General features: G+C 42.2%; 17 protein-coding genes. 9 read left to right on the top strand and 8 right to left on the bottom strand.

The features are described 5' to 3' along the window. Positions 1 to 4 precede the first annotated feature (4 nt). Together ACMAZF_RS17320 and ACMAZF_RS17315 are read left to right on the top strand one after the other, a co-directional pair. Positions 5 to 415 carry a flagellar basal body-associated protein FliL gene (locus ACMAZF_RS17320; protein ID WP_435274980.1) on the top strand — a complete coding sequence of 137 codons (411 nt, stop codon included), beginning with the start codon at positions 5 to 7 and terminating at the stop codon, positions 413 to 415. A gap of 129 nt (positions 416 to 544) precedes the next feature. Next, positions 545 to 1,858: an IS4 family transposase gene (locus ACMAZF_RS17315; RefSeq protein WP_435277182.1), complete on the top strand. Its 1,314-nt coding sequence runs from the start codon at positions 545 to 547 to the stop codon at positions 1,856 to 1,858. A gap of 29 nt (positions 1,859 to 1,887) precedes the next feature. On the opposite strand, the gene glpG is transcribed toward ACMAZF_RS17315, so the two are convergent. Further along, positions 1,888 to 2,724: a rhomboid family intramembrane serine protease GlpG gene (glpG, locus tag ACMAZF_RS17310; RefSeq protein ID WP_435274979.1), complete on the bottom strand. Its 837-nt coding sequence runs from the start codon at positions 2,722 to 2,724 to the stop codon at positions 1,888 to 1,890. A gap of 2 nt (positions 2,725 to 2,726) precedes the next feature. Further along, on the bottom strand, positions 2,727 to 3,791 hold the full coding sequence (locus ACMAZF_RS17305) for a polysaccharide deacetylase family protein (protein ID WP_435274978.1): 1,065 nt from the start codon (positions 3,789 to 3,791) through the stop codon (positions 2,727 to 2,729). A gap of 24 nt (positions 3,792 to 3,815) precedes the next feature. On the opposite strand from ACMAZF_RS17305, the gene ACMAZF_RS17300 reads away from it, so the two are divergent. Then, positions 3,816 to 5,147: an MATE family efflux transporter gene (locus ACMAZF_RS17300; protein WP_435274977.1), complete on the top strand. Its 1,332-nt coding sequence runs from the start codon at positions 3,816 to 3,818 to the stop codon at positions 5,145 to 5,147. Here the strand turns inward: ACMAZF_RS17300 and ACMAZF_RS17295 are convergent. The 4 genes from ACMAZF_RS17295 to ACMAZF_RS17280 form a co-directional block, all read right to left on the bottom strand. After that, positions 5,131 to 5,430: an Mpo1-like protein gene (locus tag ACMAZF_RS17295; RefSeq protein WP_435274976.1), complete on the bottom strand. Its 300-nt coding sequence runs from the start codon at positions 5,428 to 5,430 to the stop codon at positions 5,131 to 5,133. The two genes, ACMAZF_RS17300 and ACMAZF_RS17295, sit on opposite strands and share 17 nt — an antisense overlap. A 27-nt stretch (positions 5,431 to 5,457) precedes the next feature. Next, the gene (gene fre, locus ACMAZF_RS17290; RefSeq protein WP_435274975.1) at positions 5,458 to 6,159 is read right to left on the bottom strand and encodes an NAD(P)H-flavin reductase; all 702 of its coding nucleotides are present in this window, start codon (positions 6,157 to 6,159) and stop codon (positions 5,458 to 5,460) included. Positions 6,160 to 6,259: 100 nt separating this feature from the next. Beyond that, on the bottom strand, positions 6,260 to 7,738 hold the full coding sequence (gene ubiD / locus ACMAZF_RS17285) for a 4-hydroxy-3-polyprenylbenzoate decarboxylase (RefSeq protein WP_435274974.1): 1,479 nt from the start codon (positions 7,736 to 7,738) through the stop codon (positions 6,260 to 6,262). Positions 7,739 to 8,309: 571 nt separating this feature from the next. Next, positions 8,310 to 10,088 carry a protein-disulfide reductase DsbD gene (locus ACMAZF_RS17280; RefSeq protein ID WP_435274973.1) on the bottom strand — a complete coding sequence of 593 codons (1,779 nt, stop codon included), beginning with the start codon at positions 10,086 to 10,088 and terminating at the stop codon, positions 8,310 to 8,312. Positions 10,089 to 10,287: 199 nt separating this feature from the next. Here ACMAZF_RS17280 and ACMAZF_RS17275 point away from each other — a divergent pair, with 199 nt between their 5' ends. The 3 genes from ACMAZF_RS17275 (at position 10,288) to ACMAZF_RS17265 (ending at position 14,073) form a co-directional block, all read left to right on the top strand. Then, on the top strand, positions 10,288 to 10,791 hold the full coding sequence (locus tag ACMAZF_RS17275; protein WP_435274972.1) for an FxsA family protein: 504 nt from the start codon (positions 10,288 to 10,290) through the stop codon (positions 10,789 to 10,791). A gap of 427 nt (positions 10,792 to 11,218) precedes the next feature. Next, positions 11,219 to 13,138, top strand: a complete 1,920-nt coding sequence (locus ACMAZF_RS17270) for a methyl-accepting chemotaxis protein (protein WP_435274971.1) — start codon at positions 11,219 to 11,221, stop codon at positions 13,136 to 13,138. Positions 13,139 to 13,161: 23 nt separating this feature from the next. Next, positions 13,162 to 14,073, top strand: coding sequence for an SPFH domain-containing protein (locus ACMAZF_RS17265; protein ID WP_435274970.1), 912 nt, complete (start codon positions 13,162 to 13,164; stop codon positions 14,071 to 14,073). A 52-nt stretch (positions 14,074 to 14,125) separates the two neighbouring features. On the opposite strand, the gene ACMAZF_RS17260 is transcribed toward ACMAZF_RS17265, so the two are convergent. After that, positions 14,126 to 14,437, bottom strand: coding sequence for a hypothetical protein (locus ACMAZF_RS17260; RefSeq protein WP_435274969.1), 312 nt, complete (start codon positions 14,435 to 14,437; stop codon positions 14,126 to 14,128). A gap of 245 nt (positions 14,438 to 14,682) precedes the next feature. On the opposite strand from ACMAZF_RS17260, the gene ACMAZF_RS17255 reads away from it, so the two are divergent. Then, positions 14,683 to 17,865 carry an HD domain-containing phosphohydrolase gene (locus ACMAZF_RS17255; protein WP_435274968.1) on the top strand — a complete coding sequence of 1,061 codons (3,183 nt, stop codon included), beginning with the start codon at positions 14,683 to 14,685 and terminating at the stop codon, positions 17,863 to 17,865. Positions 17,866 to 18,436: 571 nt separating this feature from the next. Here the strand turns inward: ACMAZF_RS17255 and ACMAZF_RS17250 are convergent. Then, on the bottom strand, positions 18,437 to 19,768 hold the full coding sequence (locus tag ACMAZF_RS17250; RefSeq protein ID WP_435274967.1) for an MATE family efflux transporter: 1,332 nt from the start codon (positions 19,766 to 19,768) through the stop codon (positions 18,437 to 18,439). A gap of 186 nt (positions 19,769 to 19,954) precedes the next feature. Between ACMAZF_RS17250 and ACMAZF_RS17245 the strand changes: the two genes are divergently transcribed. Continuing rightward, complete coding sequence (locus ACMAZF_RS17245) at positions 19,955 to 20,248, top strand: co-chaperone GroES (RefSeq protein WP_435274966.1); 294 nt, start codon at positions 19,955 to 19,957, stop codon at positions 20,246 to 20,248. 17 nt (positions 20,249 to 20,265) lie between these two features. Beyond that, complete coding sequence (gene groL, locus ACMAZF_RS17240; protein WP_435274965.1) at positions 20,266 to 21,918, top strand: chaperonin GroEL; 1,653 nt, start codon at positions 20,266 to 20,268, stop codon at positions 21,916 to 21,918. Positions 21,919 to 22,243: the final 325 nt, after the last annotated feature.

The raw sequence follows: 22,243 nt of genomic DNA, 5'->3' as shown, positions 1-22,243 counted from the left end.
GATCGTGTTAAAAAAAGTCCTATTAAGCGTATTGTTAACCCTAGCAATGGCAAATAGCCAGTTAGTCTATGCTGAAGATGGCGCACCTATGGACAGTTATGCCTATTATGGTTTTGAACCTGATATCACAACTAACTATCTGAGCGAAGGTAACCAACTCGGTTTTATTCGAATTACCCTTGAACTTATGGTTAAAAGTCCTGAACACGTGTCTATCATTGAACATCATGCGCCGTTATTACGTGCTAAAGTGGTAGAAATTCTAGGTGAGCAAACTGAAGAAAAAATTAAGTCTCCAGCAGGCAAAAAAGAGATTCGAGGAGTCTGTTTAGACGCTATTAATGCCTTGCTTAAAGAAGAAACAGGGCAGGAACTTGCAGTGAGCTTGTTATTTACTAAATATATTTATAACTAGTAATCATATAAAGCAACGTTCTTATAAGCCCCTTTTTTAAGGCAACACTGATCAGTTAAGAAATCGATCAGTTGACAGAAACAACGATCATACGACAATAGCCTCATCTTTTGGATGGGGCTATTTTTTATGTTATCTATGTGGTTGGATGATGTCCACACTCTTGCAGAGCCAGAGAGCGTAAACATTTTTCAAAAAAGTTTACCGCTTGAGTGGATTGAATCCGTACTAAAAACAACGAACAAAGCGAGTATCAGACGCAGGAAATTACCCGCAGAGCTTGTTGTTTGGTTAATTGTTGGTATGGGCTTGTATCGGGATCGTTCAATTAATGATGTCGTGAATAAACTAGATTTATCATTAACAGATGAGTTAGGTGAAACAGTTGCACCAAGTGCCGTTCCGCAAGCGCGTTTAAGGCTCGGAAAAGAACCATTAGAAGCATTGTTTAATTTAACGGCCGCGCATTGGGTAAAACAAGAAGATACAGAAGACACTTGGCACGGGCTGCAACTCTTTGCTGTAGATGGTACTTGCTTTCGCACCCCCGACTCACCAGAGCTTGCTGAACACTTTGGCTATATAAAACATCGCAAAGACCGCCATACTGAATATCCAATGCTTCGCTTATGCGCGTTAATGTCATTACGCAGTCGATTAATTCATGATGTCGCCTTTGGTCCTTGCGTTAAAGGAGAAATCACACACACCAAAACCCTCAGTATTCCTAATCAAAGCCTTACGCTATTTGACCGCTGCTATTTGTCAGCAGAGTTGATGATTAATTGGCAAAGAGCGCATATAGATAGCCATTGGTTAACCCCGATAAAGTCTAATACACGATTTCAAATTATTGAAGAATACAGTAGTGGAGATTGTCTCATTGAAATGAATGTTTCCGCGCATGCGAGGAAACAAGATCCCAGTTTGCCAGAGACTTGGCAAGCTAGAATGGTGACTTACAAGGAGCCCAAAGGTCAAATTAAAGGATTTATCACCTCATTGCTTGATAGTGAATTATATCCAAAGGACGACTTACTTCATGTCTATTGGGAGCGATGGGAAATCGAGAATGGTTATGGTGAAATAAAATGTCAACAGCTTGAAAACTCAATGATGTTACGTAGCCAAACGGTAACAGGGGTTTATCAAGAGCTTTGGGGGATATTGATTGCGTATAATCTTGTGCGAGTTGAGATAAGTCAAATAGCGAAAGAAGCTAAAGTACCACCTCTGCGTATCAGTTTCATCATGGCATTGCGTTATATCCAAGATGAGTTACTGTGGTGTGCGATAGCTAAGCCAGGAACAATCCCCAGTAAACTCAAAGCGATGCGAGCTAAAGTGAAAAAGTTTGTGCTACCTAAAAAAAGAAAACGGCCCAAACCAAGGACCGTTAGAATCTCTAAAACTAGTTATACCATTCAGAAAAAACATGCTTAACTGAATGGTGTTGCCTTTTTTAAGGGGCTTTATTTTTTAACGCAAAAATATCCAAACGCGAGTCCACTTAGTAGCCCTGCTAAATGTGCAGTATTAGCAATATTCATTGGTAATAAATCAAAAAAGCCCGCCGCCATCCAGAACAATGATAATCCGAAAAAAGCAGGCGCAATTGTGATGCCTTCGCTAGGTTTAAACTTACTATAAATCCACACATATCCAAACACGGCATACACAACACCCGACATACCGCCGAAAAGAGCGCCTGTTACCAAGTATTGTGCTGTATTAGAAATAATGGCTGCGATAAAAAACAACGTCATAATTCGCTGAGTTGACTGCTTAATTTCAATGAGCCCACCAAAATGCCACCACATCGTTAAATTCATTGCGATATGCATCATTGAAAAATGTATTAATGCAGGCGTTATTATTCGCCAAGGCTGTGCCACATCAAACGGTTGGTTGAGGGGGGAAAAAAATAAGAACTGAGACAGGTCGCCTTGTCCTTGGCCACCAAATATAAAAACTATCCAACACAACGTAAAAATAATGGTTACAAAAAGGCTGCTTTTACTCATTATAATCGCTAAAAATTCTTGATTTGGATTGCGGGCCAAATCATTATTCGCTTCAATCTGTTGGTTGGGGGTTTGCCATGAAGCAGCGATATATTTTCCTTGGTTAGGTGAGCGAACAAACTCTTCGAATTCTTTTTTAATTAACAGTCTTTTCTCACCGTTAATCAACCAAATTTCGCAGCCATCCTCGACCTCTTTTAATTGGCAGTTGGCATCAAGACCATTGGCATAGTCTATAAATGCCTGAGCCATTCGAAGGTTATTAACTTGTCCTATTAAATACATTATTACCCTTGTGGCCAACTACCGTCTTCGTTACGGTTTATCCATGGCTGAGAAAGCCAATAATAGCTCGATTTCGTGCGGCTTTGCGCTGTGCAGTTATAGCGTGATCTCCCCGCAGGCAAGTCAACATTAGAAGCAACGCTAAACGATGATTTATCTATCCAAGTGATATCTACTTTCTCACCCAATATATAGCAGGCTAATGTCGGTTTATAGATATCTGATAAATCTAAAGTCACCACCAATTCAGGTCGTTTAGGGTTGCCTTGAGTATGTTGATCTAACTGTGGATTGTCATTGGTCAGTTTCTTGATTGGCATGGCCATCGTTTGTAACTTAACTTTGAGTGTCTTTAAGTTCGCGTAACGACCGGATGCAGGAAAACGCGGCAATGCTTGCCTGTTAGACTGCTTTGATAACGCACCGGAATGTTGGCCAAAGGCGATGAAGTCTAATGATTTAACCAACGTTAATAATTCTGTATTGTATTCGCCGTAGGGGTAGGCGAGGTATTTAAGTTGTGGCCCTAGCTGTTCATCAATGATGCGTTGCGCTGTCGTAATATCTTCACTGATCCGTGCCTTCCATGCTTCGATGTCTTCGTTATCTAATTGACGATTAAGATGATCATGGTTGAGGCTGTGGTTAAGGATTAAAACGCCTTGCTCTGACAATGATTTCAATTGTGGCCAAGACACCATATTGCTTCTGCCTTGGTTTATTTCCTGCGGTGCAACGAAAATTGCATAGGGAAATTCATTGGTTTTTAAAATGGGATCGGCATTAGTTAATACATTGAGATAACCATCATCAAAGGTGATAGCAACCGTTTTTGCGTCGAATTTCTTACCTTTTTTTAAACCGTCAACAATCTCGTTAAGCGGTAACACTTTATAGTTTTGTTGCTTTAAATAATTCATATGCAGTGTAAACTGCTCAACAGAGATTGAAGTAGAAGCAGGCGTGTCATCACTGACATGATGATATTGCAAAATACTTACGGCTTTGGCATAAAAAGCGCTAAAAAAACTTAATAACACAACAATCAAAAACTGCTTAAAACGCATATCAACTTCCTAAGGTTAATTCTAATGAGCATTGTCGCCTCCATTGACACACAGCGCAAGTTATTGCTTTTAGCATTGCCAATGATCTTATCAAATATCACCACACCGCTGTTAGGCATGGTGGATACCGCTGTTATTGGACATCTTGAGCATCCCTATTATTTGGGCGGCATTGCCGTTGGTAGTATGATTATCAGTATTATTTTTTGGCTCTCGGGTTTTCTGCGCATGTCAACAACTGGCGTCATAGCACAAGCTGTTGGCGCAAAAGATGTTGATAAAATATGGCAGTACTTTTTTCATTCGAGCATGTTGGCATTAGGTATTGCTGGTCTGTTGCTTGTTGTCAAAACGCCGCTAATTAACGGTATCTTAGGCGCGATGGAGGCAAGCGATGAAGTGGCTCAATATGCCAAGGTGTATTTTGATATTCGAATCTTCTCAGCGCCAGCCGCATTATTGAACCTCGTTGTTCTGGGTTATTTTGTTGCGCGCCAGCAGGTCAAATGGGTGGTCTATCAGTTGTTTGTTATCAACATGATAAACATTGCTCTTGATATCTTGTTAGTCGTGTATCTAGATTGGGGCGTCGCAGGCGCTGCGACTGCGTCGGTTATCGCCGATTATTGCGGCTTATCGATGCTAATCGTTGTTCTTTTACCGCAAATTAAGCAAGTTAACTGGCGAGTGCTTATCCGCCCTAAATCGGTGTTTTTTACGAAATTATTGAGCCTTAATAAAGACATCTTTATTCGCTCTTTAGCGCTACAAGCTTGTTTAGGTTTCGTCACTATTACAGGGGCTGCGCTTGGCGATGTAACTGTTGCTGCTAATGCTATTTTACTCAATCTATTTTTGTTTGCGTCCTACGGCTTAGATGGCTTTGCCTATGCCGCTGAATCTTTAGTCGGTGAAGCCAAAGGCCAGAAAAATGGCCAACGCCTGCATCAAGTCGTGATGATTAGCGGGCTGTGGAGCGCTATTGTTGGCGGCTTATTCGCGTTGGTGCTGTTTTTTTTAGGTGATGCATGGATTGCCCTGCTCACAGATTTAACACCGGTACGAGAATACGCACGTGAGTATTTGCCATGGCTTATCGCTATTTGTGCAATTGGTTGGCTGACATTCTTGATGGATGGTGTCTATGTCGGATTAACGCGTAGTAAACAAATGCGTGATTCTATGTTGTTGTCTTGTGCGGTTTTCTTCGGGGTGTGGTTTAGCGTTGAGCAATGGCAAAATCATGGTTTATGGCTAGCGTTCTTTTGCTTTATCACTACGCGCTCTCTGAGCTTAGCCATTGATTACACGGTGCTTTATCGTCGTGGCGAGCTGATAACTAAATTTGACGGGTAAGTATTTGCCAAAACATTTTCCAATCGCCCATTAAACTCCACAACGGATAAGTAAAAGTCGCTGGTCTGTTTTTTTCAAAAATGAAATGGCCAACCCATGCAAAACCATAACCGATAATAGGCAGGCTTAGCAGCCACATAAATTGCTGGTTATATAATGTGTAAGCTAATACAAGGAGTATTAAAGCGCTGCCAACAAAGTGAAGTTGACGGCATACTGGATGCTGATGTTGGGAAAGGTAAAAGGGATAAAACTCATTAAAGCTTTGATAACGTTGTTCCATGTTTTATCCCCTTCAATTGGCAATGGCCTATTTTAAGTAAGGCAGTGCATCACCGTGCATGTTTTCAATCGCCATGCCTTGCGTTAAAAATGCATCGCGCACCACGCCAACCATGTCAAAGCGGCCTGCGGCGTAAATCTCATAAGGGCTTAAGTCGCTGATGTCATTCATCACAGCTTTATGAACTTGACCAGTGCCGCCAAGCCAGTTTTCTGGTGTATTTTCTACTACTGGCACAAACGTTAATGTATCGTGAGCTTGAGCTAGCGCTTGCATTTCGTTGAATAAATACATGTGCTCAACCGCTTGGCAGCCCCAGTAGACGGTGACATCACGCTGATCGTTTGTTGCCATTAATTCGCGAACAATTGAACGAACGTAGCTAAAACCGGTTCCGCCAGCAACTAACAGGATAGGGCGCTGATGACTGTTATCAAGCTGCGCTTCACCGTGTGGTGCAAGAATCGTAATTTCACCGGTTTCTTTCATGCGGTCAATGACTTGCATCGGGTAGCTTTGTAACTCAGACGCGCCAATGTGCAACTCAATTAATTCACCGTCGCTTGGAGAACTGGCAATTGAAAATGGGCGTTTGTCATCATCAGACATTTTGACCATTAAATATTGACCCGCTTCGTAGGTGAATGGCTGGGCAGGACGTAATACGACGTGGAATACGCTTTCGTTAAACGCTTCGAGCTTAACAACCTGACAGTTGATTTCTGACATTAAAGTTACCTTGGGAATAAATTAGTGCATAAGATGTTCTAAGAATAACGTAGTTGGGCGATTTTTAGAACTCGTCCAACTAAGTAATCGGCGGTTTTATCTACTTTTCTTTAGGAAATATTGCTAAATCATCCCAAAGTTCATCAACGCGATCTTTAACCGCTTGAGTCATCACGATTGGCTCACCCCATTCGCGATCAGTCTCACCTTGCCATTTGTTGGTGGCATCGAGTCCCATCTTAGAACCAAGCCCTGCGACTGGCGATGCAAAATCCAAATAATCGATAGGCGTGTGTTCAATCATCGTTGTATCACGTGCTGGATCCATACGGGTGGTAATGGCCCAAATAACATCATCCCAACTACGAGCATTAATGTCATCGTCACATACAATCACAAACTTGGTGTACATGAATTGACGTAAGAAAGACCACACACCCATCATCACGCGTTTTGCATGACCAGGATATTGTTTCTTAATGGTCACTACCGCCATGCGGTATGAACACCCTTCTGGCGGCAAGTAAAAATCAACAATTTCAGGAAACTGTTTCTTTAAAATAGGTACAAATACTTCGTTGAGGGCAACACCTAAAATTGCTGGCTCATCAGGTGGACGCCCCGTGTAAGTGCTGTGATAAATAGGAGCTTTACGATGCGTAATATGGGTTACCGTAAATACAGGAAACTCTTCCACTTCATTGTAATAACCAGTGTGATCGCCATAAGGCCCTTCGGGTGCCATTTCACCGGGCTCTAAGTAACCTTCAAGCACGTATTCAGCACTTGCAGGCACTTCCAAATCATTGCTTAAACACTTAACAACTTCACTACGACTACCACGTAATAAACCGGCGAATGCATACTCAGACAATGTATCTGGCACAGGCGTTACCGCGCCAATGATCGTTGCGGGATCGGCGCCTAAGGCAACAGATACTGGATAACGTTCACCAGGGTTCGTTTCTTGAAACTCTTGATAATCCAATGCACCACCACGATGAGATAACCAACGCATGATGAGCTTATTTTTAGCGAGTAATTGTTGGCGATAAATACCTAAATTCTGACGCTCTTTATGTGGACCACGGGTGATGGTTAATCCCCAAGTGACTAAAGGCGCCACATCACCAGGCCAACAATGTTGGATAGGGAGTTTAGTTAGATCAACATCGTCACCTTCCATCACAAAGTCTTGGCAAGGTGCTTTCTTAAGACGTTTTATCGGCATGTTAAGCACTTGCTTATACATCGGCAATTGATCCCAAGCGTCTTTCAACCCTTTCGGCGGCTCAGGCTCTTTGAGCTTTGCCATTAACTCACCAACGTCACGCAGCGCTTCAGTTGAGGTTTTCCCCATGGCTAACGCGACACGTTCTGGTGTGCCAAATAAATTAGCTAACACTGGTGTCGTGTGACCTTTCACATTCTCAAATAACAATGCAGGGCCTTTGGCACGTAGTGTGCGATCGCCAATTTCGGTCATTTCTAAATAAGGATCAATTTCTGCTGTAATGCGTTTTAATTGTCCTAGTTTTTCTAGCTGCGCTATGAAGTCACGCAGATCGTTGTATTTCATTTTTTCTCCCACAATAACGTGACGTTCATCTTATTTAAATTTCTTCACGTATATTGTTGTTTTATAGGTTGTCGCAATATATTAAGCGAGGATCATTCCCGTTATTTAGCGCCTTAGATAATCAACTGACTAATGAAAAAATCAGGGATGATTTTTATTCATACAGTCCCTGTATTCACCTCTTCGAGGCCAGCTTCGCTGTTAAAATTTGTTCCAGACAAATTTTGTAGTATTTTCCGCAGGGATGCGGATTAAATACGGTATTGATTAGGCAGTTTATTTTCTAAGATAAGCGGTAAATCACGGGTCGCCTTTCTTTTGGTTACTTTTCTTAGTAAATCTCGTCCTAAGATTTATCGCTGCGCGACCAGCTAAAGCTGTCCTAGAATATTCCTGATATTCTAGTGGCGAAGCACAAATTTGTCAGGAACAAATTTGAATAGCCTCTGAGCTAGTCCAGAGCGTGAAATACATGGATGTATTTCATTAAGAAAAGTAACTGATGTGTTATTGCCTGACCTAAAGTTAGCGCTATCATTAAAAACACATCATACAATACTGAGAATCTTAACTAATAGTTCACTAAATCCAACGTTTTCTTAAATTGCTCTGGCCCTTGAAAGCCGACAACTCGGTTGCTGTTCAGTGGGGTGCCATCTTTATCAAACAAAATAATGGTTGGTAAACCCAATATAGTCATCTTATCTTGAATGTCGATATCTAGCGCGTCATTGGCGGTAACGTCCGTTTGAATTAACACCATGTTGTCTAACGTTGCCTTGATGACAGGATCAGAGAAGGTTTTACTCTCAAAATCTTTACACGCAATACACCAGTCGGCGTAAAAATCTAGCATTACAGGTTTGCCCGCAGCTTTAGCAATAGCCAGTTGTGCTTGTAACTCGTCATAACCTTTGACTTGGATAAAGTCGGTGCTGTGTGCTTGTGTGTTAATTGCTGAGCTTGGGCCCGATATAGGCATTAGCCAAGGTTTGACACCCCATAGTAAGCTACCAAATAGCACTAACAGAGCAATGACTAACCGAATGCTTTTACCGACGCTGGCGTTAGTGAACTGATTGTGATGCAGTAGATAAGTTGCGAAGCTAATGCCTAATGCGCTCCACGCCATATTAGCCCACAACTCGTCGATAAAACGGCCGAGTAATACGACAACAACCGACAACAACATGAAACCAAATGCGCCTTTCACAACGTCCATCCATGCACCAGCTTTTGGTAAGAGTTTACCGCCGGACGCGCCCATGACTAACAATGGTATACCCATACCTAAAGACAAGGCGTACAGTGTCACGCCGCCTAATAATAAATCGCCAGATTGCGCGACATAAATCAATACGCCAGATAGCGGTGCTGTCGTGCACGGTGAAGCAACCAGACCGGAGATAACCCCCATCATAAAGACACTAAAGAATTTACCGCCTTGTTGTTTATTTGACGCATCGTTAAGCTTTTCTGTCCAGCTACTTGGGAGTTGTAAATTAACAAAACCAAACATTGAAGCGGCTAGGAAGGTAAATAAAACAGCGAGTGAGCCTAATACTACTGGGTGCTGAAATAACGCTTGAAATTGTAGACCAAGTGACGCAACAACCAAGCCTAAAACAGAATAGGTAAGTGCCATGCCTTGCACGTAAACAAACGACAGCATGAACGCTTGTTTAGTCGAAATTTGCTTGCCAGCACCGACAATGATGCCAGACAAAATTGGGTACATTGGGAACACACAAGGTGTAAACGCTAAGCCAATACCTAAACCGAAAAATGCGAATAGAGACCAAAACAGAGTTTTGTCGCTAATCCAGCTGGCAAACATGTCTTGCTCGCTAACTGGCGCTAACAGTTCGTTTGACGCAGGTGCTTCGAGTGTTTGGGTTGAGATAAAGCTTGGGTCAAAAAACAGCGAAATTTTACTCGGTGGATAACATAGTCCAGCATCGGCACAGCCTTGATACGCCAGTGTTATTTCATGATCTTTAGACTTATCTGCAACGGAAAAAGAAAACTCCACTTCGTCGCGATAAACTTCTTGCTCGCCAAAATATTCATCGTAATGCGCTTCACCTTTCGGCAACTGAATATCGCTAATGGCGCTCGTAGGGCTCGTTAATTCGAACTTTTCTTTATAGAGATAATAACCATCAGTGATCCGCCAGCGAATGATGACTCGATCTTGCTGCTGAGAGAAGCTGAAAATGAAGGCTTGTTCTTGCGGTAAAAACTTCGGGCCTTGTGAAAATAAATCGCTAAATCCGGTTGCTGCTTGGCCAATTTGAGCCGTAAAGGTTAACAATAGCAATGTGCTAGCAAGTAATAAACGCTTAATCATGAAGTTGATGTTTCCTCTATACCTAAAGTAGGTAAAAAATAACGACGTAATAGTAACTTATCCTGAGCTCTGATGCTCGTGAATTATTGACCTTGGATTTGCAGCAATAATTCCATTGAATTGACATAAAATGACCCCATATCCAAACTATGCGGCAAAAAAATGTAGCAAACCATTAAGCCATTAATTGAGGTGTAACGTGTTATTCATTCTATTTTTTATTTTTATCGTGGTACCAGTTATTGAAATCACTGTACTTATTGAAGTTGGTGAGCAATTGGGCGCATTTACTACCGTTGCTTTGGTTATATTAACAGCGGCCGTTGGTGCGTCTTTAGTGCGTAGTCAAGGGCTGAAAACATTGATGAATGCTCAGAAAAAAATGCAACAAGGCGAGCAACCGGGACAGGAAGTTATTGAAGGCGTGATGTTAGCCATTGCGGGTGTCATGTTGGTAACTCCAGGATTTGTAACCGATTTATTAGGCCTTATTTTATTACTGCCATTTAGTCGTCAATTCTTTGCTAACAAATTATTAGCGCGAATTATCATTAAAAATATGGCGTCACAGCAGCCATTTAATCAAGGGTTTTCATCACATCAATCGCAGTCTGAAGATATCATCGACGGTGAATTTGTGAACAAAGATCACGATTTTCAATTAAACAATAAAAATAATCCACAAGATCCTAAGGACCAATAATTTTTGTGTTAACATCGACTGATTAGTTTTTTATAACTAGTTAGGGTCTGTTGATCTTTTGAGTTCATTTTTGCAGCAATTTGTTTGGGGTTTCTACAAGGCAGAGCCTATGTGGTGTAGCTGGCTACACGAATAGGCGATAACGCCGTAGAAATAACAAACAAATGCTGTCCGTAGGATTCACCTAAAAGTATTTTGTGCGGCGTTATTCGTCATTCACTGGGGTAAACCCAGCATCAATCCTCATGCCTCGCCCACAAGGATGTGGGTGCTTTTGTTCAGTCTGGAACAATGAACATGTGCCCAAAACCCTTTTAGATTGAACAAAATTTGAACCACAAAGATCAACAGACCCTATTATATTTATATAATACTTTATTATTTGGGTGTTTAAATATACCCGTAATGTATTGAAGCAGTTGGTGATATGAATAATTTATCTATAAAACAAAAAATTGTATTCCTCTTGGTGCTAGTGGTAACTGTTACCTCAATTTTTATTGGCATATTCAGCCAAAGCACAGCAAAATCGATTATTGAGCAACGTGTTCTTAATAATGAATTGCCGAACATCATTAAACAAATAAACCTCACTATTGATCGTCAAATATCAATAATGTTGACGGTTTCCAAGCAAGTCGCTAACGATGAGTTTCTATTAGATTGGAACACTGGCGATAAATCTACTGCTGGTGAAGAAAAGCTTCTTAATAAACTTGGACGTATTCAGCGCGAATATCAACTGAGTAATGTTTCTTTTGCTAATCGTCAAACAGCAGATTATTGGAATCAAGACGGCTTTCTACGTCAGTTACAAGACGATAATGTCGACGGCTGGTTCTATCGCTATGTAGAAAGTGGCCAAGAAAGCATGGTCAGTATTTATGCCTATCCAGACAGTGATCGTGTCGATTTATTTGTTAATCACCAACAACCTAGCGGCACAGGATTAAGTGGCGTTTCTCGCTCGTTTGCCGATGTTGTAAATCTGCTAAATGGTTTTAAATTAGAGAAGACGGGTTTTGTTTATCTGGTTGATGAAAAAGGCGGTGTTCAATTACATCGCGATCGTAGCCTTTTGGGTAAAGCATCATTGGCCTCTCTTTATAACGGCACGACAGCCAATGAGCTATTAAATCAAACAGATTTTAATCTAACTCACACGACTATCGACGGTGAAGACTTCATTGTTGTAAGTAGCTTTATCCCAAGTATGAAATGGTATGTCGTTGCGCAGGTACCTGCTCAAGAAATGTTTGCTTCGTTAAACAAAGCAACGTTCAGTATCTTTATGTGGGTGTTGGTGGCCATGTTATTGGCGACGGTTTTTGCCTACTTTATTGCCAATAGCCTGAGCAAGCCTATTTTAAGTATGGCTAAATTGTTCTCTGATCTTGGTCAGGGTGATGCTGATATTTCATATCGCATGCCAGAACAAGGACAGAAAGAGCTAGTTGCTGTTGCGCGTGGCTACAATGCATTCGCAAATAATCTGCAAACAGCCTTCGTTGATATTGCTCGAAATAGCCGTCAACTAAAAGACTATGTGGTGTCGCTTCAGCATCAAGCACAAGAAACATCACTCAATGCCGCCGATAATGGGTTGCAAGTAGAGGAAGTGTCTCAAGCCATCACTCAAATTGACAATATGTTAGTCGATGTTGCTGGTAGTGCATCACAAGCACTAGAAACATCAAAAGTGATTGCTGAAAATGATGAGGAAATGAGTGTCTTAGTATCTAAAACACATGATGAACTTTCTGATCTCTCTTCAAAAATTGGTGACGTGGCAACTGTAATTACCAATTTAACCGGTCGTACAGAAACCATTGCCAATGCATTAGGTGTGATAAAGAGTATTTCAGATCAAACCAATCTTCTCGCATTAAATGCGGCTATTGAAGCTGCTCGAGCTGGCGAGCATGGTCGCGGGTTCTCAGTAGTAGCTGATGAAGTTAGAAACCTCGCTTCTAAAACCACAGAATCCACTGATGAAATTCAAAATATCATGGACGACTTGCAGCGTAATTCTAAATTAGCTGTTACTGAAATTGAGGCTATTATTGGTCAATCATCAACGGCGAGTGATTCGTTTAGTAATGCACAAGAAGTGTTACTTACCAATAAAAATCATGTTGAAAGTGTGTATGCAACGAATAAAAGCGTTGCTGGTGCAACCGAAGCTCAATCAGCAAGTGTGGCGCAAATTTCTAGCAGCATGCAAACCATGCAGCAAGGTACACATCAGCAAAATCAGAGTATTGAGCAAATTGCTACCGATGCGACTAATATTAATAACTTAGCCGAGAATCTTGATATACTCGTCGCCCAATTTGAAAAGCAGTAATTTAAATACATCAAGGATGGATAATGCCTAATTTGAAAGTAAAAACACCGAATCCACTTAAACACGCATCAAAGCTGGCGATTGTGGTGCCTGCAATTTTAGCCATTTGGATGGTGTTCTATACCATTGATGAAGGCCACGTTGGCATCGTTAAACGATTTGGTGAAGCGACAGAGCAGGTTAACCCTGGTTTGCACTTTAAATTACCATTTGCTGATACCGTTGAAGAGTTGGAAATTCGTACGCGTAAAAATGCTGAGAAGCTCAAAGCATCCACGTTTGAACAAATGCCTGTCGGCGCTGAAGTATCGGTAAACTGGACAGTCATTCGCCCTGAAGCTTTTCAACTTTATAAAAACTATGGTGGTTTAGAGCAGTTCGAGAATCGCATTCTTGATCCACGTTTACGCAGTGCTGCCAAAGATGCTTTAGCGCGATATAAAGCGGAACAAATTGTTCAAAACCGTGGGCAAGTAATTCAAAAAATAGAAGAAACGTTGCTAGCAACCATGGAAGAATTTCCTGTAAAGCTTGATAGTGTACAAATCGAAAACTTAGTATTGCCACCAAAATACTTGCAAAGCATTGAAACAAAGCAAACTGAAAAGAACTTAGCACAAGCAGAAAAGCATCGTTTAGAGCGTCAAAAGCTTGAAGCACAACGTGATGTAAATACCGCTGAAGCGGCGCGTGACGCCGACAAAGCCCGTGCAGATGGTTCCGCTTACGCCATTTTAACTAACGCTAAATCAGAGGCTGAAGCGATACGTCTTAAAGGTTTAGCTGAAGCTGAAGCTATTCAGAAAAAAGCAGAAGCAATTAAAGCAAACAAAGTATTGGTTGATTATATGCGCGCTCAACAATGGGATGGTAAGATGCCAACCACTATGATGGGCAGTGACCAAAGCGTACTTTGGAATATGAAACAAAAATAGGTTTTTTCCTCTCTCAAAACCAATTTTTAAGGCGCTCTATTGAGCGTCTTTTTTATGCCTCGCATTTTTCCTCTTGGAGCCAATATAGAGAGTTGCCTACTAACGCTATTGAGCCTGAAATGATGGCGCTTACTGGCAGTGATAGGCCAGCCGTGACAAATTGAGTGACAATTGCTGCTTTACAGTCGTGTGCTCCATTGCAATTGCGAGCGCCAAACTCGGCTACTTGCTCAACACTTAACGTGATACGTTTCTGAGTGATATTACATTCACTGTTATAGCTTGATTCGAAGTTTGGTTTGACGATACATCCTGTTAGTCCAACACATAATAGTGTGCTTAAGAGCAATAGAGGTTTAGCCATTTTTTATATCCTTATAAACGCTTAATTTACTGTAATTTTAAGCTAGCTAATGTGAAGTTTTAATGATTAACCTCTCCTGAACACGATGAATGATCTCCTGATATCAATCAATTTAAAACATGAAACAGCTTGATTTATAGTCAACATTCAGAAGATACTACGTAAGTACCAATATGGAACCTTAAGTAGTCAAGTTTGGTTAGAGAGGACTAAAGCCTCGATACTAGCTGAAGAAAGGATGTCTGATGTCTCTAACGATCAAAAATTTTCAGTATAAATTCACCATTCGATTGGCCGTGTTAAGTGTGTTTATCTTAACCAATGTGCTGATTGTGGGTATCGCTTTGGGGCTGCAATATTACTTTAGTAAAAAGATGGCCACGGAGTCGGCTTTTAATTATTACGACACAACGGCTTCTCAAACAGCAGATTATCTTCAACGTATAGACACTCAAGCAACTCAATCTACTCGCTCGTTGGCGCAGATCCCAAGTCTTGTTCAAAACAATGAACTTGGTGATGTTACGCAGCAAATTTTTGCCCAAGTATTACAAAGTTCATCGAGTTTTTATTCTGCCATTATTGGCTTTGAGAACGGCGATCTTTATCAAGTCATCAATCTAGCATTAAGTAATGATGTACGCCGTAACCTTAATGCGGCGCCTAGTGATCGCTGGTTGGTTGTGAATGTTAACGAACAACACGGACAACGTCTTCGAACAACGGCCTATTATGATGCAGCATTTCAGCTACGGGTTAGCCATGTAGAAATGAGTGAGTATGATGTGCGAACAAGGCCATGGTATTCAAATGCTCTTAACGGTGATGTGCATAAAACATCGCCCTATTTATTTAAAAGTTTACAGTCACCGGGTCAAACATATTCCACGGTTATTCCTAACTCTAATAATGTTGTCGCCATCGATATTGCACTTTCTTCGCTATCTACCTATCTAAAGAAACAAAAACTTAGCGATGAAGGGGAGATTTTCCTTTATCAAGAAACGGGCGAAATCATTGCCAGTAATCAAAAGAGCGAGCTTCAAGCGTCATTGTCTCAAGTGGCCCCTGTTGAGTTAAACGATGCTCAACGAGCCTATTTAACCGCGCATGGTCCAGTGAAGGTTTCAAACTCAACGGATTGGTCTCCAATCGACTTCTCCATTGCGGGCAAGCCGCAAGGGTATGCAATCGATGTGCTTAATATTGTGGCGGCCACCACAGGAATAGACTTTGAGTTTGTTAATGGTCACACATGGCCAGAATTAATAAGCATGTACGGCAGTGGTAAACTAGATGCATTGCCTGCGGTTTATGATAATGAAGAAAACAAAGCGCTTGGACATTTATCAAATACCATTACGGATATGCCATTTTCTGTCGTAACTGCGCCGAACGTCGCCGAAATATCGTCAATTAATCAGCTATTTGGAAAAACTGTAGCCATCACTCATGGTTGGTCATTTAGCAATATTTTACGTAAAAACTACCCACAAATTACGCTCAAAGAAGTACCGCTGCTAAAAGATGTTATTGAAGAAGTGCGACAAGGCAGGGCGTTTGCGGGTATTGATAGTCAATTGATTTTGCAACACACAGCGCAGCAGTTTTTCATTGAAGGCATTACGTTTCACCCTGCGCTAGATTTTGGAGAAATGACTGTGCCGAGCACGCTTCATGTTGTGGCAAAAGATCCGCAGTTGGTTGAGATTATTAATTTAGGTCTTGGCCAGATTACGCCGCAACTTAAGCTGAATCTGGATAAGAAATGGGGTGTGAGTGAACAGAAAAAAGCAGGTGCGAGTTCCAATGGTTTTGTACCTTACTATCAATTAATTACCTTAGCGCGGGAGTCTGAATACCATCATAAAATGAACATGATTGATATCGACGGTAAATCTTACTTTATTTACATTAAGCCGATGACCGGCAGCAACGATACATTCTCGGTGATTATACCAGTGAATGAGGTGCTTGGTGAAAGCCTGCTTGAAATAAAATGGTCAATCATTATTACCGCACTTTGTTTATTGTTGATGTTATTGCTTGCCGGCGCTTTTGTGTCGCCTATCGTGGCGCCGATTCGCCAGCTTTCACGTCAAAACGAAAAAATAAAGCAACGACAATTTAGTGAAGTTGAATATACGCCAAGCAGCATCATTGAGTTAGAGCAGCTGTCGTTGTCGATGATTGATATGGCAAGTTCAATCGAGCAACATGAAAAGGACCAGCAAAACTTACTAGACTCCTTTATTAAGATTATCTCGCAGGCCATTGATGATAAGTCACACTATACGGGCGGTCATTGTGAGCGCGTGCCGGAGCTTGGCCTACAACTGGCTCAAGCAGCTAGCGAATCAAAAGACGGCGTGTTTGCTGATTTCGAATTCAAAAATGACGATGAGATCCGCGAATTCACTATTGCCGCTTGGCTTCACGATTGCGGAAAAATAACCACACCCGTGCATATCGTGGACAAAGGCACCAAGTTAGAGGTGATTTATAACCGTATCCACGAAATTCGCATGCGTTTTGAAGTGTTGTGGCGTGATACCGAAATTGAATATCTTAAACAAGTCGCTAAAACACCAGAGCGCCAAGAGCAATTGAAACAAGCACTCAACAATAATCGAAAACAACTACGTGAAGATTTTGATTTTGTCGCACAAGCCAATGTAGGCGGTGAGTTCATGGATGATGCACACATTAAGCGTCTTAATAGCCTTAAAGAAATAACATGGCAACGCTACTTTGATAATCGTCTTGGCCTATCGCCCGTCGAAGAAAGTAAATTAGACATGAGTGACAAACCTTTACCAGTGACGGAATCGTTGCTAGCAGACAAACGTGAGCATATCGAATACCGCGTTAAACCAGTGGAGTTCCCACCTGAATTTGAAATCAAGATGGAAGTGCCGCAATACGTCAGTAACCAAGGCGAGGTGTATAACCTGTCAATTGGCCGCGGCACCTTAACGGCAGAAGACCGATACATCATCAACGAACACGTAATCAGTACCATTAAGATGCTTGAAGCCTTGCCACTACCGCCGGAGCTATCACGCGTTTCGCGCTATGCTTCGACGCATCACGAAACACTAAAAGGTACAGGATACCCACGAAAACTCAGCGCCGATGATTTATCAATGCCAGAGCGTGTGTTAGTTATCGCCGATATATTCGAAGCGTTAACGGCGGCAGATAGACCGTATAAGAAAGCCAAACCTGTGAGCGTCGCCATCGATATCTTGTACAAGATGGCATTAGATGAACACGTGGATATTGATGTGTTTGAGTTGTTGCTGACTAGCGGTATTTACAAGGAATATGCGAAGAAATTTATGCATGCGGCGCAGGTGGATGAGGTAGATATTAGCAAGTATTTACGGGTTAGTAGCGACTTGAAGTTGAGTGAGAGTGCCGTTTGATTTCGAGGTGTTTTATGATTTGCTTATTAGCTTTATCGCCCTTTTAACTTCTTCTATCGCTACCAGTCACTTTTGTTAATGAAATACATCCTTGTATTTCACCCTTCGGATTGCCTGCGGCAATTCAAATTGATTCCCGATAAATTTGTGCGTCGCCACTAGAATATCCGGAATATTCTAGGACTGCGAAGCAGGTCTCGAAGCGATAAATCTCAGGACGAGATTTACAAAAAAGTAACCAAAAAAAGGCGACCCGAAATTATCGCTGATTTTAAAGAACCAATTGCTCTATCGGAGACATATTTGATCCGCATCTCGGCAACTGCTCCTGCGTTGCTCTATCTCCTGCTTCCATGCAGTCGCCTGCGGCAAATATTTAAAAATTTGTCTGGAACAAATTCTAACAGCGAAGCTGGCCTCGAAGAGGTGAATACAGGGACTGTATGAATAAAAATCATCCCTGATTTTTACTCCGCGCAATCGGTTATTTAAAGCGATAATTAACGGGAATGTACCACGCGCGGTGAGTCGTTCAGCCGCTAATGAGTTAGCGACTTTGAAGACAAGAAAACTAACTACTCTTACCTTCTGTAATCCTCGTTGCCAAAATATAACACGCACCCCCCATTAATATGTTGGCGATGGCGATAGCGGCGAATACGCCGGTGGTACTTAAAAGCTCTTTACCTAGCCATACCATCGGTAACATGATCAAGAACAAGCGAGCAACATTGACTAACAAAGACGCACCGGGGCGGTTGTAGGCGTTTAACGCATTCGCCACCACAATTACCATGCCTAATGCGCCATAAGCGAATGGTACTAGGTAGAGGTATATGACGACGTAATCGATTACGGCTGCATCGTCACTAAACAAACCGGCTAGTGGGCGGGCGAGTAGGGCGATAATAACGTATAGAACAAACTGACTGATGATAGAAAACTTAGCGCTGCCTAACAAGGCGCTTTTGGCACGTTCAGTTTGGCCTGCACCCATGTTTTGCGCCAAAAACGGCATCAATGATGATGCTAGCGCTATTACGCCAATTAGCATCACCGATTCAATACGAATACCTACGCCATAAGCGGCTACTGCTTTGCTGTCGATGCTGGCTAACATGCCCATCACAATGGCGTTAAATAGTGGATTAATCATCTGTGAAACGGCGGCGGCTTGGCCGACGCGCAGCACAGTACGCCATGTTTTTAGTACGCCGCTAACACTTAAGCTTACCCAACCGATAAGCTGGCTTTTATGCAGTAATATGAGGGATGCGACCAACGACATCGCCCATGCAATTAACGTGGCCACCGCCGCACCTTGAATCCCCATTGGTGCGATTGGGCCAAAGCCGAAGATCAACATAGGATCGAGCACGACATTCACCACGCCTGCACCCATCATGATGTAACTTGGATATTTAGCATTTCCTGTGGCGCGCAAGGCGCTGTTGCCCATCATGGGAATGACTAAAAACACAATAGCGAATAGCCATACATTGAGATAATCGTGAATTAGTGGCAACAGTTTGTTTTGTGCACCGAGTAACCTAAACAGTGGATCGCTGCCCCAAAAGCCCAAGGTAGTGATTACTGCGATGGTGACTAGCCCTAACAACAAGGCGCTAATGACAAAGCTCTTAAGGTTGTCGGTTTCGCCTTTGCCAATCAACCTTGCCAGCGCGGCAGATAAACCCGAGCCAAAACCAATAATGATACTTGAGATAATAAAGGTTAGTGGAAAGGTGAAACTAATAGCCGTTAACGCATCTGTCCCTAGCAAACTAATAAAGAAAGTATCGGTGATGTTAAACAACAAAATACTCAAAATGCCCAGCCCCGTTGGAATGCTCATGGACGTTAATACTTGGCGGGTTGGTGATGTGAGTAAATCGTGTTTCAAAATGACATTCAGATGAGTTACAAAGTCCCAATTGTAGCGAGTTATAACAGATTCACTAGTTAAATTTATTAAAAGTTAGAATTACCCCTTGGTAATAGTATTTTTGTCCCCACTTCTAATTTATTAAAGCTACTTTATCGTAAGTAGTACAATGCCCAATTAAATTTAAATTCAAGGAAATTTTCTATGACTATTCGTCCTTTACATGATCGCGTAATCATCAAACGCACTGAAGTAGAATCAAAATCAAGCGGCGGCATCGTATTGATGGGCAGCGCAGCAGAAAAATCAACGCGCGGTGAAGTTGTTGCCGTGGGTACAGGTCGTATTTTAGAAAATGGCAATGTACGTCCATTAGCAGTAAGCGTTGGCGACACAGTAATCTTCAAAGAAGGCTACGGTGCGGAAAAAGAAAAAATTGACGGTGAAGAAGTATTAATCCTGTCTGAGTCAGACATCCTAGCAATCGTTGAAGCATAAGAAGAAAGGAAATTATCATGGCAGCTAAAGAAGTAAAATTTGCAACAGACGCACGTGTAAAAATGTTAAACGGCGTAAACGTATTAGCAGACGCAGTAAAAGTTACCCTAGGCCCTAAAGGCCGTAACGTAATCATCGACAAAAGCTTTGGCGCACCAACCATCACAAAAGACGGTGTATCGGTTGCTAAAGAAATCGAACTAGAAGACAAATTCGAAAACATGGGCGCACAACTTGTGAAAGAAGTAGCTTCACAAGCAAATGATGCAGCCGGTGACGGAACAACAACAGCAACCGTACTTGCACAAGCTATCATCAGCGAAGGCATGAAATCAGTTGCTGCTGGCATGAATCCGATGGATCTTAAGCGCGGTATCGACAAAGCGACTATTGCTGCTGTTGACGCACTTAAAGAACTTTCTCAAGAATGTTCAGACAACAAAGCGATTGAGCAAGTAGGTACAATCTCTGCAAACTCTGACACAAGCGTTGGTGAAATCATTGCAACAGCAATGGCTAAAGTGGGCACTGAAGGCGTTATCACAGTAGAAGAAGGCCAATCACTAGAAGACGAACTAGACGTTGTTGAAGGCATGCAGTTCGACCGTGGTTACCTATCACCATATTTCGTGAACAATCAAGAAAATGGCAGTGTTGAACTAGAAACACCATTCATCTTGTTAGTTGACAAAAAAGTATCAAACATCCGCGAACTAGTACCAGTATTAGAAGGCCTTGCTAAAACGGGCAAGCCACTACTAATCGTTGCTGAAGATCTTGAAGGCGAAGCGCTAGCAACATTAGTTGTTAACAACATGCGCGGTATTGTGAAAGTCGCTGCGGTTAAAGCACCTGGTTTCGGCGACCGTCGTAAAGCCATGCTACAAGACTTAGCAATTCTAACTGGCGGTACTGTGATTTCAGAAGAAATCGGTATGGAGCTAGAGAAAGCAACATTAGAAGACTTAGGTAGCGCAAAACGCGTTATCATCACTAAAGACAGCACAACTGTTATCGACGGTGTTGGTGAAGAAGCGACAATCAATGCTCGCGTTAGCCAAATCAAAGCACAAGTTGAAGAGTCTACTTCTGACTACGACAAAGAAAAACTACAAGAGCGCATGGCTAAACTAGCTGGTGGTGTTGCAGTAATCAAAGTTGGCGCAGCCACTGAAGTTGCAATGAAAGAGAAGAAAGACCGCGTAGACGATGCATTACACGCAACACGCGCCGCTGTTGAAGAAGGTGTTGTTGCTGGTGGTGGTGTTGCACTCGTACGTGCTGCTGCAACTATTGCTGGCCTTAAAGGCGACAACGAAGAGCAAGACCACGGTATCGCATTATTATTGCGTGCTATGGAAGCGCCACTACGTCAAATCGCTTACAACTCAGGTGACGAGTCATCAGTTGTTTGTAACGAAGTTAAAAACGGTTCTGGTAGCTACGGTTACAATGCCGCAAACAGCACTTACGGCGACATGCTAGAAATGGGTATCTTAGATCCAGCTAAAGTAACACGTAGCGCACTACAATTCGCTGCATCAGTTGCTGGCTTAATGATTACTACTGAAGCGATGATTACTGACGCACCAGTAGATGCAGCCGCTGCACCAGCAATGCCTGATATGGGTGGAATGGGTGGAATGGGCGGTATGGGTGGCATGATGTAGTGCGGCGAGAGTCGTGTAGGTCACTAACCTAGCAGGCTACACCGTAAGCAGGTACTTACTTATCTGTTCACCCTTCCTGCAAAATTAGTAGTCGACACCGGTAATCGGTATGCATAAACCGATTGCCGGAATCTTCTGCCTGAAGATGTCGCGCAATTGTGTTTGTATACAATTGGTTAAAGAAAATCGGCGAAAATTTCTTTTCTGCCGTCAAAACGTAAAAGTAACTACAAGCTTTAGTCGATCAGTTATGCGATCGGGAAAAAAATGGGCGACCTTTGTCTGCCCTCAATATGGCCTTGTGCCTTTGTAGTGTACTTTCCAA

Origin of the sequence: Psychrobium sp. nBUS_13, assembly GCF_051201665.1 — a bacterium.
Taxonomy (GTDB): Bacteria; Pseudomonadota; Gammaproteobacteria; order Enterobacterales; family Psychrobiaceae; genus Psychrobium.
The sequence above is the reverse complement of the archived record's forward strand: the minus strand, read 5'-3'. Positions and strand labels throughout refer to the sequence as shown.